Annotated in this window: 19 protein-coding genes; 6 read left to right on the top strand and 13 right to left on the bottom strand. The window is 68.6% G+C overall.

Annotated elements, in window-relative coordinates; all coding sequences use genetic code 11:
• Positions 1-30: 30 nt before the first annotated feature.
• Together ACFQEY_RS07805 and ACFQEY_RS07810 are read left to right on the top strand one after the other, a co-directional pair.
• The gene (locus ACFQEY_RS07805; protein WP_379766781.1) at positions 31-867 is read left to right on the top strand and encodes a ubiquinol-cytochrome c reductase iron-sulfur subunit; all 837 of its coding nucleotides are present in this window, start codon (positions 31-33) and stop codon (positions 865-867) included.
• Between the two features lie 124 nt (positions 868-991).
• A complete protein-coding gene (locus ACFQEY_RS07810; RefSeq protein ID WP_379766784.1) occupies positions 992-1,378 on the top strand; it encodes a hypothetical protein in 387 nt (128 codons plus the stop codon).
• Positions 1,379-1,394: 16 nt separating this feature from the next.
• Here ACFQEY_RS07810 and ACFQEY_RS07815 read toward each other — a convergent pair whose 3' ends face one another.
• From ACFQEY_RS07815 to cheB, 12 genes are all read right to left on the bottom strand, one after another.
• A complete protein-coding gene (locus ACFQEY_RS07815) occupies positions 1,395-1,898 on the bottom strand; it encodes a hypothetical protein (protein WP_379766787.1) in 504 nt (167 codons plus the stop codon).
• Positions 1,895-2,923: a DUF7490 domain-containing protein gene (locus ACFQEY_RS07820; protein WP_379766790.1), complete on the bottom strand. Its 1,029-nt coding sequence runs from the start codon at positions 2,921-2,923 to the stop codon at positions 1,895-1,897. The genes ACFQEY_RS07815 and ACFQEY_RS07820 overlap by 4 nt, the downstream gene beginning before the upstream one ends.
• 109 nt (positions 2,924-3,032) lie before the next feature.
• The gene (locus ACFQEY_RS07825) at positions 3,033-3,563 is read right to left on the bottom strand and encodes a DUF5817 domain-containing protein (RefSeq protein WP_379766793.1); all 531 of its coding nucleotides are present in this window, start codon (positions 3,561-3,563) and stop codon (positions 3,033-3,035) included.
• 90 nt (positions 3,564-3,653) lie between these two features.
• Positions 3,654-4,808 carry an ATP-dependent ribose-1-phosphate kinase gene (locus tag ACFQEY_RS07830; protein WP_379766796.1) on the bottom strand — a complete coding sequence of 385 codons (1,155 nt, stop codon included), beginning with the start codon at positions 4,806-4,808 and terminating at the stop codon, positions 3,654-3,656.
• Positions 4,805-5,776 (bottom strand): ribose 1,5-bisphosphate isomerase, encoded by a 972-nt coding sequence (locus ACFQEY_RS07835; RefSeq protein ID WP_379766799.1) that lies wholly within the window; start codon positions 5,774-5,776, stop codon positions 4,805-4,807. Before ACFQEY_RS07835 ends, ACFQEY_RS07830 begins: the two co-directional genes overlap by 4 nt.
• Before the next feature lie 59 nt (positions 5,777-5,835).
• On the bottom strand, positions 5,836-6,516 hold the full coding sequence (locus ACFQEY_RS07840; protein WP_379766802.1) for a class II aldolase/adducin family protein: 681 nt from the start codon (positions 6,514-6,516) through the stop codon (positions 5,836-5,838).
• A complete protein-coding gene (locus tag ACFQEY_RS07845; protein ID WP_379766805.1) occupies positions 6,513-7,226 on the bottom strand; it encodes an HAD family hydrolase in 714 nt (237 codons plus the stop codon). The genes ACFQEY_RS07840 and ACFQEY_RS07845 overlap by 4 nt, the downstream gene beginning before the upstream one ends.
• Before the next feature lie 204 nt (positions 7,227-7,430).
• Positions 7,431-8,303, bottom strand: a complete 873-nt coding sequence (locus tag ACFQEY_RS07850; RefSeq protein WP_379766808.1) for a CheF family chemotaxis protein — start codon at positions 8,301-8,303, stop codon at positions 7,431-7,433.
• Positions 8,304-9,512, bottom strand: a complete 1,209-nt coding sequence (locus tag ACFQEY_RS07855; RefSeq protein WP_379766811.1) for a HEAT repeat domain-containing protein — start codon at positions 9,510-9,512, stop codon at positions 8,304-8,306. It lies immediately after the preceding gene.
• Positions 9,512-10,315, bottom strand: coding sequence for a CheR family methyltransferase (locus tag ACFQEY_RS07860; RefSeq protein ID WP_379766814.1), 804 nt, complete (start codon positions 10,313-10,315; stop codon positions 9,512-9,514). Before ACFQEY_RS07860 ends, ACFQEY_RS07855 begins: the two co-directional genes overlap by 1 nt.
• The gene (locus ACFQEY_RS07865) at positions 10,312-12,582 is read right to left on the bottom strand and encodes an ATP-binding protein (RefSeq protein ID WP_379766818.1); all 2,271 of its coding nucleotides are present in this window, start codon (positions 12,580-12,582) and stop codon (positions 10,312-10,314) included. The genes ACFQEY_RS07860 and ACFQEY_RS07865 overlap by 4 nt, the downstream gene beginning before the upstream one ends.
• The gene (gene cheB / locus ACFQEY_RS07870; RefSeq protein WP_379766821.1) at positions 12,582-13,691 is read right to left on the bottom strand and encodes a chemotaxis-specific protein-glutamate methyltransferase CheB; all 1,110 of its coding nucleotides are present in this window, start codon (positions 13,689-13,691) and stop codon (positions 12,582-12,584) included. Before cheB ends, ACFQEY_RS07865 begins: the two co-directional genes overlap by 1 nt.
• Before the next feature lie 102 nt (positions 13,692-13,793).
• Between cheB and ACFQEY_RS07875 the strand changes: the two genes are divergently transcribed.
• The 4 genes from ACFQEY_RS07875 to ACFQEY_RS07890 all read left to right on the top strand — a co-directional run bounded on the left by ACFQEY_RS07875 (position 13,794) and on the right by ACFQEY_RS07890 (position 16,094).
• The gene (locus ACFQEY_RS07875; RefSeq protein ID WP_379766824.1) at positions 13,794-14,282 is read left to right on the top strand and encodes a chemotaxis protein CheW; all 489 of its coding nucleotides are present in this window, start codon (positions 13,794-13,796) and stop codon (positions 14,280-14,282) included.
• A gap of 78 nt (positions 14,283-14,360) precedes the next feature.
• Positions 14,361-15,056, top strand: coding sequence for an RAD55 family ATPase (locus tag ACFQEY_RS07880; protein ID WP_379766827.1), 696 nt, complete (start codon positions 14,361-14,363; stop codon positions 15,054-15,056).
• Positions 15,056-15,442, top strand: a complete 387-nt coding sequence (locus ACFQEY_RS07885; RefSeq protein ID WP_379766830.1) for a hypothetical protein — start codon at positions 15,056-15,058, stop codon at positions 15,440-15,442. Before ACFQEY_RS07880 ends, ACFQEY_RS07885 begins: the two co-directional genes overlap by 1 nt.
• A 43-nt stretch (positions 15,443-15,485) precedes the next feature.
• The gene (locus tag ACFQEY_RS07890; protein WP_379766833.1) at positions 15,486-16,094 is read left to right on the top strand and encodes a DUF7504 family protein; all 609 of its coding nucleotides are present in this window, start codon (positions 15,486-15,488) and stop codon (positions 16,092-16,094) included.
• Positions 16,095-16,115: 21 nt separating this feature from the next.
• Here ACFQEY_RS07890 and ACFQEY_RS07895 read toward each other — a convergent pair whose 3' ends face one another.
• Positions 16,116-16,718: a hypothetical protein gene (locus ACFQEY_RS07895; RefSeq protein ID WP_379766836.1), complete on the bottom strand. Its 603-nt coding sequence runs from the start codon at positions 16,716-16,718 to the stop codon at positions 16,116-16,118.
• Positions 16,719-16,729: the final 11 nt, after the last annotated feature.

Below are 16,729 nucleotides of genomic sequence, written 5' to 3' on the forward strand. Positions count from 1 at the left end.
CTTTTTACCGGTCCAACCCGAACGGCGCGTATGAGTCAGTCCGACAAGTATCCGGCCGAGTCCGGTCGGCGACGGTTCGTCAAGGGCGTCGTCGGCGGCGCGGCCCTCGCGGGGGTCGGAGCGATGGGGTCCGCGACCGTGAACTCCCTGACGACCTCCGGCGGAATCGGCGGTGGGGCGACCGTCGCGACGACGATCGCACACACCGGCGGTCCGGCACCGCGCGGTCTCCCGCAGATTCCGGTACAGGTGACCGACGACGGGTACATCGAAGGGATCTGGCCCGAGACGACCACGGTCACGCAGGAGGGACAGGAGATCGAGATCGCCCAGCAGGATCTCGGCGGCAAGACGTACTCCGGCGCGTGGTTCCAGTACTGCGGCGTCGAATCGCAGGAAAACATCCAGCCGGGCTTCGAATCGGACAACCTGTTTCGCGCCGCTCCCGGGAAGTACGACTGGCAGGACGAAACGTACGATGCGGGCGATCAGATCCACATCGACGACTTCGGCGACTACGAGGAGTGGGGCAACGGAATCGGTAACGACGGCGTCGGCAAACCGGCCTCGGCGACGTGGCGCTCGCAGGACACGGAGTCCAGCCTGAACGTCATCGTCATTCGCTCCTCGCAGATCGAGGAGGCCGCCCAGAACAACGAGTGGCTGTCGGCTTCGACCGACCAGGGGTTCATGGCGTACCTCAACGTCTGTACGCACTTCTGTTGTATCCCCGACTACAAAGTGCTGGAGGAGTCCGCCAGATACGACGCCGCCGACGGGACGTACTGCGTCTGTCACCAGTCGACGTACGACCCGTTCACCCTCGAAGAGGCGCTGTTCATCGCCCGCCCCCGCCCGGACGAGTAGTCCGACTCTTTCGTCGGTTCGACTTCCGCCGCGTTTTCAACTTTCTGCGCCTCGTTTTCGACTCACCACGCTTCGCTTCCGACCCGACGCCGCGTTTTTCCCTCGCCTTCGCGTACGACGATACATGAGCGACGACGACGCGTCGGACGGAGCGACGTCCGGCGATCAGACGACCGCGTCCGGCGATCAGACGACTGCGTCCGGCGATGCGTCCGGCGACGAGTTTTCCGCCGAGATCGGGCGTGCGAGGGCGCTCCTCGACGGCGACGATATCGACGCCTTCCACGTCGGCGTCGTCCGGGACGGCAAGGTCGACACCGCGTTCGCACAGCGGGGCGACGAAGGGCCGGACGGCGAGGGGCTTCGTGCGCTCGCGCTGCTCGCTGCGCACGTGCGACTCGTCGCCAGCGAGGCCGGCGTCGACCCGTCGACCGTCGCGGGCGACGCAGCAACGCTCGCAGGCCAGGTGGAACGGATCCCTGCCAGCACCGAGGACCTACCCGACGAGTAGGACCGGCGATCGGGGCCTACTCCTCGCTGCCCCCGTATTCAGAGCCGCTGCTCCCCGATTCGCTCGTTCGAATTCGCGCGAGCTGATGAGCCACGCCGGCGAGCGCGACGAGCAGCACCGCGAGGTTGAACGCCGCGAGTGCGAGCGGCTGGTAGGCCGGATCGAGCCAGGTCCGGATGGCGGTCCCCGTCTGACTGTAGAAGCTCCAGCCGGCGATCAACGCGAGCAGGACGAGCGCAGCGAGACCGACCCTGTCGAGGATCCCGCGGAGGCGGTCGGTGGTGAGCCGATCGAACTCCACGCCGGACGGTCCTCCGTCGCCGTCGGTCGTTGAGTCGGCTCGGTTGCCGTCGTCAGTCGTTGAGTCGGCTCGGTCGCCGCCGTCAGTCGTTGAGTCGGTTCTCTCGCCGCCGTCGGTCGCTGTGTCGGTCATGGTTCTCGTGGTGGGTGCGTCGTCCGTCTCGGTGCGTGCCCGTTCGTTGCGGTCTTCCTCGCCGACGTCGTCGCGGTCGTCCGTCATCGTCGCCTCCGTGCGACGAGTGCGGCGACGACGAGCGCGACGAGCGCTGCAGTCAGACCGAACCCGGGCGTCGAGTCGTCGGTATCTTCAGCGCCGTCAGCGCCGTCAGCGGCGGGGCGACCGCCGTCGTCCGACCCAGCGCTATCCTCGCCGCCGCCGGCGAAGTCTTCGACAGCGAAGTCCACCTCTTCGACGCTCTCGTCGGCGCTTATCGTCTCTCGCGGGTTCAGGTTTGCGACGCCCTGCGTCTCGTCGATGAGGACGTCGTCGCTCCACAGCGCGGCATCGACGTAGTAGTTGTAGTTAGCGGGAACCTCGACGGTTGTCGTCACGGTATCGGTTCGCCCGGGGCGGACTGATTCGACGGTCTCGGTCGCCTCGTCGGCGATCACGTTGGACTCCGACTGCCGCAACAGCACGCGGAGGTCGAGGGGGGCCGACGCCTCGTCACCTCGGTTCGTCACCGAAACCGAGACCGACAGCGTCGCGGTGGTGTTGTCCGCCTCGCGCACGCTGACCGCGACGGTCGGCCAGACGTTTCCGTCGGTGAACCCGATCCGCGAGTCTGCGTACTCCGGCGTGAGCGCCTCGACCCCGCCGACGCGGGTCGTCTGGCTGTCGACGCGCTCTCCGTCGGCGAACACGGCGGTCTCTATCCGGTACCCGCCGGCGCGCTCGACGTCGACCGAGCCGTTCACCGTCCGCTCGCCGCCGCCGTCGACGTCGCCCACGTCGACCGTCGTCTCGTCGACGAGCAGTCCGGAGTCCGCACCGATCGCGCGGTGACGTATCGTGACGTTCTCGACGCCCGATCCGCGGTGCCGGAGATCGATTCCCAAGCGCAGCTCCGCGGTCTCGCCGCGCACCTCGCCCGGCGAGACGACTGTATCGACTATCCGAACGTCGCCGGGACGATCATCGACCTCGCGCGGGTCCACGATAGCGTCCGGCGCGGCGACGGCTCCCACCGCGGTGAGCAACAGCACCGCGGCGGCGGCCGTCAGGAGGGCAGTTCGCGTGTCCATGTCCCGAACGTCAAACCGGCGATATAAATGCTTTGTCGGAGACAATGGCGATCTCGACGGCGTCGCGCGCGCGACGCTCATTCGCGTCGGCGTCGCGGAAGCCCGGATCTCAGAGGACCCGATACCGCCCGCGCGACTCGGAGAGCTCCCCGCGGCGAGCCAGTTTCGTCAGGATCTCTCGGGCGGTGTCGGCGGGGATGCCGCGCTCGCTCGCTCGCGCCACCACGTTCTCCTCGGTGGGCTGGTCGGCGGCCGCGACGGCGTCGCGGACGACCTCCGTCCGGCTCCGCGATCCCGATCCGCCGCCTTCGGCGCGGTCGCCGGCGGACTCGACGGCGTCAACGTCGATACCGGACGATTCGAGGTACTCGCGGTCGTCGACGCCGGCGTCGTCGACGGCGCTTTCGAGCTCCGAGACGTGTGCGATCTCGTCGAATGCCGCGCTCTCGCCGCGCTTCTTCGCGAGCAGCGCGGCGCGAGCCTCGCGGGCCGCAGCGCGGTCTTCGGATTCGAAGAAGCGCTTGAGCTTCGCCGTCTGGTGGGTCTTCTGACAGCGCGGGCAGGTCGCGCCGTCGCTCGTTCGCGGGTCCGAGAGGAGCCACATGGCCGCACACTCGTTGCAGCCGACGACCGCGTACATGCCCCGGCGTTCGTCGCCATCGGATTTGAACCCTCGGCTCGGGTCGGCGATCGGGATCCACGGTCGACGATCGCGCTCGACAGTCGGCGATCAGGTCCGGACTTCGATCAACAGGTCGACCTCCGGCGACTCGCCCATCACCGAGCGGATCCGGTCCCACGAGAGGTCCGCGCGGGCGGTTACGGTCCCGGCCGCGATCGCCCCGCAGGCGTTCCCGACGAGCAGGGGAACCTGGTAGTCCCGCGGGTCGTGCGAGAACCCGCCGTCGGTTATCTCTGGTTCGCGGAGGGCGGCACCGAGGAACCCGGCCGCGAACGCGTCGCCCGCGCCGACCGTGTCGACCGCGTCGACGTTGAACCCCGGGTGTGACACGTCACCGTGGGGAGTCCGGATCGTCGCGCCCTCGTCTCCGAGCTTGATCGCGACCACGCGGTCTTCGGGCTCCCACGGGTCGATGTCCGTCGACGCGGCGAGCGCGTCGGCCTCCCGAGCGTTCACGAAGAGCACGTCCGTCGCGTGGAGCGCGGCGTCGAACTCTCGGTCGCCGATGCGACGTCCGGGATCGAAGCTTCGGGTCGCGCCAGCCTCGCTAGCGGCGGTCGCCAGCGCGGCCGCGGTCTCCGGCTGCTGACCGGTGAGGTGGAGATGGTCGGCCGCCGCCAGCGTGTCCCGATCGAGTTCGGCGGCCGAGAATGACTCGTTGGCACCGTCGTTGGCCAACATCAGCAGCTCGCCGCCGCCGTCGACGATCACGTACTTCACCGAGGTGGGCTCGTCGGCGTCGACGAGAACCTGCCCGGGATCCACGCCCGCGCTCGCGAGCTCGCGGAGCGCGAGCGCGCCCGACTCGTCGCCGCCGACGCTCCCGTAGACGACCGACTGGCCGCCGAGATCGACGAGACCGACCGCGACGTTCGCGGCGCTGCCGCCGCCGGACTGTTCGAGCCGCTCGATTCGAGTCTCGCCGTCCGGCTCGGGGAGCCGGTCGACGTGGATCGTCACGTCCCAGTTGATGTGACCCGCCGAGACGACCTTCGGTACGCGACCGGACGACTCCGGATCCAGATCGGGGTCGTCGTCGACCGCGGCGTTCCGGTCGTCCGTCCCGTTCCGGTTGTCCGTCCCGTTCCGGTCGGTCGTACTGCCGCCGCTGTCGGCTTCCCACTCGGAGACCTCCTCGTCCCACTCGGCCACCTCCTCCTCCCAGTCGCCCAGGTCGTCGTCGCCTTCGCCGCTGCCGCTCATGGTTCAGCCCACGGCTCCGCGGCACCCTCGCCGAAGAGCTCCCGCATGAGCGTCACGATACTCTCCGGCGGGAACTGCCCCTGTTCGGTGACGATCGCGTCCATATACCGGGGCGGCGTCACGTCGAACGCCGGGTTCTCGACAGCGATATCGCCGATCGAACCGCGGTCCTCGGGATCGATCACTTCGCTTTCGTCGCGCATCTCGATCTCGACGGTGTGGCCCGTGAGCGTCTCCGGGTGGAGCTTGATCGTCTGGGCCGCGGTCATGATCGGAACGCCGCGCTCGCGGGCGTTGACGGCGAGTCCCGACGTGCCGATCTTGTTGATCACGCCGCCGTCGGCCGCGATCGAATCGGCCCCCACGACGACGTGATCGACCTCGTCGAGGTAGCGGCGCGCCGCGGAATCGACGATGAGGGTGACCGGGACGCCGACGTCGCGGAGTCGTTCCGCGGTGATGTGGCCCTGCTGACGCGGGCGCGTCTCCTTGACGACCGCAGATATCGACTTCCCCTGCTCGACGGCGGCCTCGACGCACGCGAGCGCGTCCGTCGAGTGGCAGTGGGTCATCACCGTGTCGCCGTCGGCGAGGCGGTTCGCGCCCACCCGCCCGAGGTCCTCCTGCGCCCGGTCGAGCTGTTGGACGAACGCCTCGCTGGCGTCGACCACGCTCCGGCGGAGTTCGTCGACCTCACCGCCCTCCATCCGTTGGAGGACGTACCGGAGGGCGTTCGGCAGCGACACCGCGGTCGGTCGAGTCTCACGGAGGGTCCGGGCTGCGGCGCGCATCGACGCGCGGAAGGCCTCGGGATCACTCGCGGTTGGCCCGCTCTCCGCAGCCTTGCTCGCCTGCACGGCGAGCGCCTCAGCGGCCGCTGACGCGATGGTCGCCGCCCCGCGGATCTCCATCGTCGCGATCGATTCGGCGGTCTCCCGCACCGCGTCCGCCGGCTCGTGCTCGGTCATACCGATCCGGTGGCCGTCCGGGTATTTATATAACCGGTCGATTGTCGAGGTAGTTGTCCCTACTTCGCGTCCGGCTGTTGACCGTAGCTCTCGAAGCGCTCCTCGACCGCCGCCAGCTGCTCGTCGGTGAGGACGTGAGGTTCTCCGACGGACGACGCCCGGAGGTAGAGCCGACAGAGGTCCTCGACGTGGTGGGTGTTCTCGACCGCGGTCTCCAAGTCCGCCCCGGTGACGACGAGCCCGTGGTTCGCGAGGATGGCGGCGTCGGAGTCGGTCTCGGCCATCGCGGCGACCACGTTCGCGGCCAGCTCCTCGGTCCCGTACGGCGCGTAGTCCGCGAGCGGAACCTCGCGCCCCACGGCGGCGATCATGTAGTGGACGGGCGGGAGCTTCCGATGGAGCGTCGCCATCGTCGTCGCCCACGGCGAGTGGGTGTGGACGATCGCCCCCGGCCGGTCGTGTTTATAAATACCCGTGTGCATCGGCACCTCGCTCGACGGGACCATCCGGCCCGCCAGCCGCTCGCCCTCAAGTGAAACCACCGGAACGTCGATCGCGTCGAAGGAGTCGTACGCCACGCCGGTGGGCGTGACGGCGACCGCGTCTCCGACGCGGACGCTCAGGTTCCCGGTTCGTCCGGGTGTCAGCTCCGCCAGCGCGGGCGCGTACTCCACGACGGCCTCGCGCGCGTCGCGAAGGAGGTCGGGATTGGCGTCGGCGTCGGAGTTCTCTCGGGTCACGCCGTCACCTCCGTCAGGTCGGCGAACGCGTCGGGCCGGTAGTCCGGGCGCTGTTGTTCGGTGAGTTCCGCGTTCGCGGGCGCGTCGCCGTCGGCGACGAAGAGCGCCGTGTCCAGTCCGACCGCGTTCGCGCCGGCCACGTCGGCGTCGACGTTGTCGCCGACCATGAGCACCTCGCTCGGGCGGCAGTCGAATGCCGCGAGGGCGGTCGCGAAGGGGATCGCGCTCGGCTTCTCGCGGCCGACCTCCTCGGAGGTGACGAGCCGGTCGATCCGGTCGTCGATCGCGAGCCGGGAGAGCTTCTGCAGCTGAACGCGCGTGGTGAGGTTCGTCACGACGGCGACGTCCGTCCCCATCTCGGCGAGCGCGCCGAAGACGCGCTCGACCCCGTCGCAAAGCTCCATCTCGGCCGCGTACCCGTCCCAGTACGCGTCGCCGACCGCGAGCGCGGTCGCGGCGTCGTGCTCGTCGGAGTGGAGCCGTAGCGCGCGCTTGAAGTAGATGTGTCGCTCGTGGGAGGCCGCGGTGCCGCGGGTTTCGCGCTTCGTCTCTCGGCGGGCCGTCGCGTACAGCTCGTCGAACGTCTCCCGGTCCATCTCGTACCCCTGCTCGCGGAAGGCGGCCAGAGCGGCCCGCTTGCCCGCCTCGTTGCAGGGCGGGTACGGGTACAGGGTGTTGTCGAGATCGAAGAACACCGCCTCGTAGCTCATGTCCACACTCGACCGGGCGGTGACTTAAATATAATTCGACGAGTCATGGAGGGAACGCCGTCGATTTTTGTACGAAACCGTAGCCACCGACCCCGTGAGCTGATCCGTCGCTCGCGGCGGCCGAGGCGGGAGCCCGGCGCACCGTCGCGAGGAAGCCGCCGCGCCGGCTGTTCGCCACCCGCTTCCAGCGAGCGATCCGACCGTTCACTGTTCGTTCATCGCCTGGCTGGCGATGTTCCGTCCGCGCGAGTTCAGCGCCACCTCGCGGCGCACCCGCACCTCCTCGACCACCTCGACGTCGACGAGCCGGTCGAACGTCTCCTCGACGTCGTCAACGTCCATCCCGAGGAACGACGGGATTTCGAACGGTGAGACGCCGGAGTACAGTGCCATCAGCACCTCGCGGTCGCGGCTGGAGAGGTCGACGTTCGTCGAGCTGCGCTGCTCGCCCTTCCGAAGCCACGCCTCGACGAACCGCATCCGGCTGGGATCGCCGGCGACGTGCGTCTCGATGCTGGTTCCCTCGTCGTCCGTGTGGGACACCTCGATCACCGGCTTCTTCTCGCCGTTGACGGTACGCTTGGCGGCGTCGAGCCCGCTGATGTCGTCGAGGTCGAACTTCACGAACGCACCGCCTTCGAGCGCCGCGTTGAGTCCGTTCTCGTCGATCTTCACGCGAGCCTGCTCCCACTTCGTCTCTTGGACCACGCCGCCCTCTATCGCGGGGTGTTTTGCCATCACGGTCCGCTGGTCGAGCAGCGCTCGATAGACGTCCCGCTCGAACTCCTCGTGTTCGGCGGCCGCGACGAGCAGGACCTGGTCTCCGAGATCGAAGCTCACGTAGTTGGAGACCCGCGCCACCGACTGGTTCGCGTCGTGGCGTCCGCCGAGCCCTTCGAGCTCCGAGAGGCGTATCGTCCGCTTCCCGTCGTTGCCGGCGAGTATCAGTCGCCGGTTCGAGAGCAACACCCGCCCGGGCGTCCACGAGACGTCGCTCACCTTCCTCCCCTCGCGGACGGCGACCGCGAACCGCCCTTGGGTGTCCGTGACTTTGTACTCCCCGCCGCCGTCGGACATTTACGGACCCCCCGCGCGGAGCTTGGAAACCGCGGAGAACACCCGCTTCCGGACGGCCGAGCTCTCGTCGTCGGTGAACTCTTCGAGTCGGTTGAGGGTCTCCTGTCCACCGATCTGTCCGAGCACGAACACCGCCTTCGCCCGGGCGTCTTCGGGATTCTCGGTACCGATCCTGTCGAGAAGCCGATCCTCAACGACCGGGCCGCCGAGGCTCTTGAGGCTCGTGGCCGCGAACTGTGCAGTCTGCGGATCCTCGTCGGCGAGCGCGTCGGCGAGCGCCTCGACCGCGACGGTCGACTGCCGGTCCGCGACTCGGCCGAGGATCCACGCCGCGTTTCGCCGTTGCCGGCTCTGCTGACCGTCGGTGAGAATCTCGACGAGCGGCTCGACGACCGTCTCGTCGTCGGCCGACTTCAGCTCGGAAACGACCTGGTCGCGGACCGCGTGGCTCCGTTGGGTCGGCACGTTCGATAGCAGTTCGATGATCGAGTACACTGCGGCGTTGCGGACGATCGCGCTCTCGTCGCCGAGCGCACGTGCCAGCGGCTCGACCGGCTGCGGGTTGTTCGCCTTCCCGAGCGCACCGGCCGCGATCCGCCGGAGCGACTCGTCGGGATCGTCGAGCAGGGCCAAAAGCGGTGCGAGCGCCTGATCCGTCCCGACGTTCCCGAGCGCGTTCGCCGCGGCCCGCTTGACACGCGGTTCGTCATCGAGACGCTCGGTCAGGCCGGGAATCGCTCTCGGGTCGGCGAACGTCCCGCAGGCCTGGCAGGCTCGAAGCCTGACGCGCGCGTCCTCGTCGTCGAGCGCGTCGACGAGGTGCTGGAGCCCGCTCGGATCGTCGAGCCGACCGAGCGCGTTCGCGGCGGCCATCCGGAGCTCCGGTCGGTCGGCCTGCAGGGCGCGTGCGAACTTCCGTGCAGTGACCCACTCGGCCTCGGACCCGCCGGTACCGGTGAGCTCAGAGAGCAACTGTTCGAGCGCCTCCTCGCCGATCTCGTCGAGGGCGTCGACCGCAGCCCCGCGGACCTGGGCGTCGTCGTCCCTCGTCGCCGCGCGGAGGAGCCCGTCGATGGTCGCCTGATCGTCCACCTCGCCGAGTTCGCCGAGAAATTCGGCGGCGCGCTTACGGACCGCGGCGCTGTCGCTCCCCAAGGCGTCCCTGAGCCGCTCGTCGTTGCCATCCCGCGCGTGCTGGTACAGCGACATTATACTCTCTCGAACACCCGGCGGCGCTTGTCGATCGGTTCGTACCTGTCCGTTCGGTCCGGCGGAACGCTCTCGGTCATTCCGAGGACGAGGACCCCGTCGTCGGCCAGAGACGCCTCCAGCGTGTCGAACAGCGCTCCCTTGTGATCGACGTCGATGTAGATCAGGAGGTTGCGGCACAACACTACGTCGAAGGGATCGCGCGCACCGTCGCGGATCAGGTCGTGCGTCTCGAAGTCGACGAGCCGCTGTACCTCGGACCGGACCCGGAACGCATCCTCGTCGCGCTCCACGTAGCGGTCCGGGTCCGAGAGCGGTGCGAGTTCCGCCGCGATGTCTGTCGTTCGAGTGGTGTGATACTCGCCCTCGCGCGCATTGTCGAGCGCCTCCTCGCTGATGTCCGTACCGAGGACCTCGACGCGCGACTCGTCGATCGCCGGGTCGTCACAGGCCAACATCGCGACGGAGTACGGCTCTCGACCGTCGGCCGAGGGTGCCGACCAGACGCGGACCCGCCGCTTCTCGGCGGTCCGCTCGCGGAGCACGCCGCGGAGCACGTCCCACATCTCCGGGTTCCGGAAGAACTCGGTCACGTTGATGGTGAGCGCGTCCATCAACGCCTGCCGCTCGCCGTCGTCCTCGCGGAGCAGTCGCTCGTACTCCGCGTGCGATTCGGTGTCTCGGCGGCGCATCCGCGCCGTGATACGTCGGTCGAGGTACGACTCGTTGTAGTATCCCGGCTCGAACGGCACCGTGTCGTCGATCTGCCGGAGAACCCCCTCGAAGGCCGTCTCGCCGGTCATAGACTCACCACGTCCAGGACGGCCACGACGTCGCCGTCTCCGAGGACGGCCGTGCCGCTGAGCCCCGGCGTCCCCGACAGCGGTCCGTCGAGCGGTTTCACGACGACCTCCTCCTGATCCAACACGGCGTCGCAGTGGAGCGCGACCTGTCTCGTCTCCTCGCGGATCCGAACCAACATGCCGTCGTCGACGTCGGTATGGTCTTCGACGCCGCCATCGGTCGTCGCGGCTTCGCCACCTGCGTCGGTCGTTGCGGCTCCGCCGCCGCTGGTCGAGCCGCCTCCCTCGTCGCCGACGGCGAGGTCGCGACCGGCGTCTCCGGCGGCGGACCCGGACCCCGCGGCCGCCACGCCGCCGGCCGCGAGTCGGTCGTTCAGACGGATGACCGGATATAACTCCTCTTCGTGACGAACGATCTCGTCGCCGTGGACCTCCTCGACGTCGTTCGCGCGGGCGACCTCAGCGATCGATTTTATCGGGATCCCGTACTCGGTGCCGCCGACGTCGACGAACATCACCTTCACGATGGCGACCGTGACCGGGAGCCGGAAGCGGACGGTGGTCCCATCTCCCGGTTCGCTCTCGACCGCGACGGAACCGTCGAGGTCGCGAGCGGTCGTCCGGACGACGTCCATCCCGACGCCGCGGCCGGAGACGTCCGTGACCTCCTCCGCGGTGGAGAGCCCGGGATGGAACACGAGGTCGTACACCTCGTCGTCCTCCATCGCCTCGACGGCCTCGCGGCTTTTGACGCCCTCCTCGACCGCCTTCTCTCGGAGCTGATCCGGATCGAGCCCGCCGCCGTCGTCGGCCACCTCGATGATGACGTGGTCGCGCTCGCGTTCGGCCGTGAGCCGGACGTGACCTGTCGCCTCTTTGCCGGCGGCCTCGCGCTCCTCTGGCGATTCGATCCCGTGGTCGACCGCGTTCCGCAGCACGTGGACGAGCGGGTCGCGCATCTCAGTCAGGATCGTCCGGTCGAGCTCCACGTCGTCGCCCTCTATCTCGAAGTCGATCCGCTTGTCGAGGTCTCGCGAGACGTCGCGGACGAGCCGGGGGAACGAGTCCGACACCTGCGAGAACGGGATGAGCCGCATGTCCATCGCGGTGTCCTGCAGGCTGGACGCGAGCTTGTCCAGCTCGTCTAACGCGTCCGAATCGGCGTTCAGATCCTCCAGTTCCCGGCGGAGCTTGATCCGACTCGTCACCAGCTGCTCGACGAGTCCGTACAGCTCGTCGACCTGGTCGACGTCGACGCGGATCGACTTGATCTCGTCGCCGGAGCTGGATCCGGATGGAGAACCACCCGTTGCTCCGTCACCCTCATCGTCGCCGCTCTCGGAATCGTCGTCGCTCTCGTGGTCGTCAGCCTCGCCGCTCTCGGAATCGTCGTCGGTACCCTCGCTCTCGGCGACGTCTTGCTCCTCGACGAGAGTCGTCGCGATCGACTCGACCTGCGTGAGCGCGCCGAGCCCGTCGGCGACGACCGCGGGATCGGCGTCGGCGATGAAGACGTCGAACCCCTCATCGTACTCCCCGTCCTCCAGCGCGTTCGCCTGGGGGGCGGTGACGTGCTCACCGAACTGGCCGTCGAGTGCCTGCAGCACGAGCGCGGCGTCGACTCCCGCCATCGCGGTGTCGCCTATCGTCACGTCCGCGTACACGACCGGGGACTTGAGCGTGGCCGCCGCGGCGGGAAGCTCGGGCACGGTGACGTCACCGTTGGCGTCAGACTGGTCGTCCGCACCGCCGTCGTTGGCGCTGTCGTCGTCGCCGTCGTCGCTGCTGTCGTCGCCGTCGTTGGCGCTGTCGTCGCCGTCAGCGTCACTCGCGCCGTCGCCGATCTCGTCGCCGCCCTCGGCGCTCCGGGATTCGTCCCCGCCGCCGACGGTCCCGTGCGCTTCCATCTCCCGGAGTCGGCCCTCCAGATCGGAGGGATCGGTCGACACGTCGCCCGCGTCCGCGATCTCGGCAACCATCGCTTCGACGGTGTCGACCCCCTCGAAGAGGAGGTCCATCAGCTCGGGCGTCACCTCGCGATCGCCCCGTCGGACCGCGTCGAGCAGGTCTTCTAGCGCGTGGCCGAAGTCGGAGACGTCCTCGTAGCCCATCGCCGCGGCGTTCCCCTTCAGCGTGTGGGCGACGCGGAACACGTCGTCCATCGCCTCCGCGTCTTCGGGGTCGGATTCGAGCGCAAGCAGGGCGTTGTTGAGGTCCGTGATCCCGTCTTCGGCCTCGGCGACGAACGCGGCGCGGTGGGACTCCATCAGGCCGCACCCCCCACGATCGCGTCGGCGACGTCGTCGAGGTCGCGAACCTCGTCGACGCCGCCCGTCTCGACCGCGCGCTTCGGCATTCCGTAGATCACGCAGGTATCCTCGCTCTGGGCGATCGTCCGCGCGCCGGCGTCGGCCATCGCCCGGATCCCGTCGGCCGCGTCCGAGCCCATCCCGGTCAACACGACGCCGACGAGGGGGTCATCGACGACCGCGGCCGCCGAGCGCATGGTGACGTCGGCCGCGGGGGTTACCGACTGCGAGTCGTCCTCGTCGAGCTTGACGCGCAGCCGCCCCGCGCGGTAACTGTCGATCCGAGTGTGGCTCCCGCCGCGGGCGACGATCGCCTCTCCGGCACCGATCCGCGCCCCGTCGCTCGCCTCGCTCACGTCGTACGCCGAGGCGGCGTCGAGCCGGTCGGCGAAGCGCGCGGTGAACGCCTCGGGCATGTGCTGGACGATGACGACCCGGCAGTCGGCCACCGGAAGAGCGGACATCACCCGCTCGACGGCGTTCGGACCCCCGGTCGACGCCCCGATCACGACCGTCAGCGGCTCGTCGACGTCCGGGGCGGATCCGGCCGCCGTCCCGCTCGGCGTGCGAATTCCCGAAGCCGTCCGCCCGTCCTCGCCATCCTCCTCGCGGCGGCCGCGGGTCGCCGCGTCCAAGTCGGCGTCTGCGACCGATCTGACGGCCTCGACGAGGCGGTCGGACTCCCGCGAGACGCCGGTCGAGATCTCCCCGCCGGGCTTCGAGAAGAAGTCGACCGCGCCGCGTTCGAGCGCCTCGAAGGTCACCTCTGCGCCCTCCGCGGTGTGGGCGGACAGCATCAGTACGGGCGTCGGCGTCTCGTCCATCAACCGCTCGACGGCCTCTAACCCTCCCATCCCCGGCATCTCGACGTCCATCGTCACCACGTCGGGACGCGTCTCGGCGACCACCGACAGCGCCTCCGCGCCGTCGCCCGCCTCGCCGACCACCGCGACTCCCGCGTCGGTCAGGAGGTCGGAGATCAACCCTCGCATGAACGGCGAGTCGTCGACGACTACCACCCGCGGAGACCCGTCGCGACCGCCTCGCCGATCCGTCGTCCTACTCATGTCCGAAAGCGGGCCCAGAATCAGCATAAATCCACGGACCCGGTAATCACTGCTGATAATTCAGGGGATACGGTTATTGGGGTCTCGGGCGCAGGCACTCCCATGGCAGCCATCGAAGCGGACGGCGAATCCACCAAGGTGTTGGAGTTCGGTCTGGGAGACGGAACGTACTGTCTGGACATCGGCGTCATCGACGAGATCGTCGACGCCGGGGAGCTCACCCGGATCCCCAACTCTCCCGAGCACGTCGAGGGCGTCATGGACCTACGGGGACGCACGACCACCATCGTCGATCCGAAGACCCTCTTCGCGATCGAGGAGGAAGGTCCCCGCGAGCGGATCGTCGTGTTCGACGACGACGAGATCGACGAGGGCGGCACCGTGGGGTGGATGGTCGACGAGGTGTTCCAGGTCCGCGACGTCGCGCCAGAGGACGTCGATCAGGGAACGACGGTCGAGGACGAGGGCGTCAACGGCATCGTCAAGTCCGACGACCGGTTCGTCGTCTGGGTCTCGCCGGACGTCGACGATATCGACGTCGACGTCGGCAACGTCGGCGACGCGTCCCCGGACGAGGGCGCGGAGGCGTAAGACCGCCCGAAGGGCGGTCGTTCTCACCCGTGAGAACCGGGTGCCAACCCTTATGCGGCGACCGACGAGTTCCTCCGTATGCGCGCCTCAAGCGGCGTTCCCGGGTTCGACGACCTCGTCGACGGCGGATTTCCGGAGAATCGCCTGTACGTTGTCAGTGGCCCTCCGGGAAGCGGGAAAACGACGTTCTGCTCGCAGTTCGCGGCGCAGGGTGCCCGTAACGGCGAGGACGTGTTGTACATCAGCATGCACGAGACGAAAGAGGGGATCCGCCGCGACATGAGCGGGTACGACTTCGGGTTCGACCGCGCGCTCGACACCGACCGGGTCACCTTCCTCGACTCGTTCTCCTCCGACGGGCGGCGCTTCTTCGGGCTCCCGGGCGAGCGGCGGGACCACTCCGGGGTCACGAACCGGCTCACCGGATTTATCAACTCCCGCGACATCGATCGCGTCGTCTTCGACTCCACCATGCTGTTGCGGTTCCTTCTCGACGGCGACGAGGACACCATGATCCAGCTGCTCTCCTCGCTGAAGCGGACCGACGCGACGACGCTGCTCATCTCGGAGATGACCGATCCGAGCGCCTACTCGGAGGAGCACTACCTCGCACACGGCGTCGTCTTCATGCACAACTACCTGGAGGACGACGGGATGCGCCGCGGAATTCAGGTGTTGAAGATGCGGGGAACCGACGTGAACACGGACATCCAAGACGTCGAATTCACTGACGGGGGGATCCGGGTCGGATCCGCCGCGACGGTGACACACTGATGTACGACCGTACGTTCGGGACGGAGTGGACCGATCTCACCCGCGAGGGGGCGGTCGAACGGGCGTTCGCGCTCGGCGTCGCCGCCGGCGTCGGCCGCGAACGACCGGAGGAGCTCGACCGCGTGCTGGAGGCGTTTTCGAGCGCGTACGACCGGAGTCTCGTCGAACTCGCGTACGACGAGGGGCGCACGAAAGCGCTCGAGGCCGTCGCGGAGACTGACGATCCCGACGCGGTGTGGGACGATCTCGTCGACGGCTCGGGTGCGCCGGGAACGCCGCCCGTCCCCGCCGCGTTGCCCGGTGCGATACGCGAACTGACGCTCACGAAGCCACCGCAGGAGGGCCCGCCGTCGGCGCTCGATTTCCCGTCGATGCTTCGGAAGTGACCCCTCGGAAGGGTTTTACCCGCCACCCCCACAACCACGACACATGACCGTGCTTCCCGACGCTGTCCGGACCGCCGACAGCGTGCTCGTCAGCGGCCCCCCGATGAGCGGGAAGTACGACCTGTTCAATCGGCTGCTCGCGACGTGGTCCGACGCTCCGATCGTCATCTCGACCGGGCGAACCGCTGAGAAGATCCGGGACGACTACGAGACGATCACGGGGCAGGACGGCGACGACGTGATCGTCATCGACTGCGTCACCCACGAACAGGGCGACAAGCGCGACGACACGCCGACGACGAAGTACGTCGGCAGCGCCGGGAATCTGACGGACATCGGTATCAAGTTCACCGATGTCGTCGAGTCCTCGGCCGGCCGCGACCGCGCCGTGGGGGTCTACTCCCTCTCTCAGCTGCTGATGTACTGGGACCCCGAGCGCATCTACCGATTCACCCGGGTCATGACGTCTCAGACCTCCGGCGAGGGGTGGCCGTTCGTCGGGGTAGTCAACTCGACGGCCCACGACGAACAGGTGGTTCACACCCTGTACGAGCCGTTCGAGGTCGTCGTCGAGACGCGCGTCGAGGACGACGACCGGGAGTTCCGCGTCCGCGGACGGGTCGGACAGCCGTCGGAGTGGACCGGCTTCTGACCGCCGACCGACAGAACTCCTTCACCCGATCAGCTCGAACTCCGAGCCGATCGGCGGTCCGTCGACGATCCCCCAGTAGACGAACCGATACGGTCCCGGTCCGAGCGGTGGACAGACGGTGAGGTCGAGGTCGGGAACCGCCGTCGCGATCGACTCCTCGTCGAGATCCACCGTCCAGCTGTACGCGTCGTTCGGCCCGAAGGACTCCTCCGTTTGCGGGAATTCCACCCCCTCGCCAGTCGTCGAGCCGCGGACGTCGAGCCAGCCCTCGCCCGTCTCTCGCTGGATCGAGTACGCGTATTCGCCGAGCGCCCTCGCCGGCTCGTCGCCGGTGTTCCGGAGGACCAGTCGGATCGACTGACCGTACGTCTCCGAAAAGCCCTCCGCGGACAGCTCGAACCGGGTCCCGCCCGCCTCGACGACCGTCCCGTCGACTGCTCCGTCGAAGGGTCGGTCAAGCCGGACGAACGACTCGTCCTCGCAGGTCAGCGTTTCCGGCGTTCCCTCGGGTCCTTGCGGTCCGTCGCCCGCCGCGAAGTCGAGACAGCCGGCGACCCCGACCGATCCGGCGACGGTGAACGTCGCCGCGCCCGTCGCCAGCAGGTCGCGTCGCGTGCGTTCCATAACGGGCGGTT

It is taken from the genome of Halorubrum trueperi (genome assembly GCF_042662525.1).
In the GTDB taxonomy this organism is placed as follows: Archaea; Halobacteriota; Halobacteria; order Halobacteriales; family Haloferacaceae; genus Halorubrum; species Halorubrum trueperi.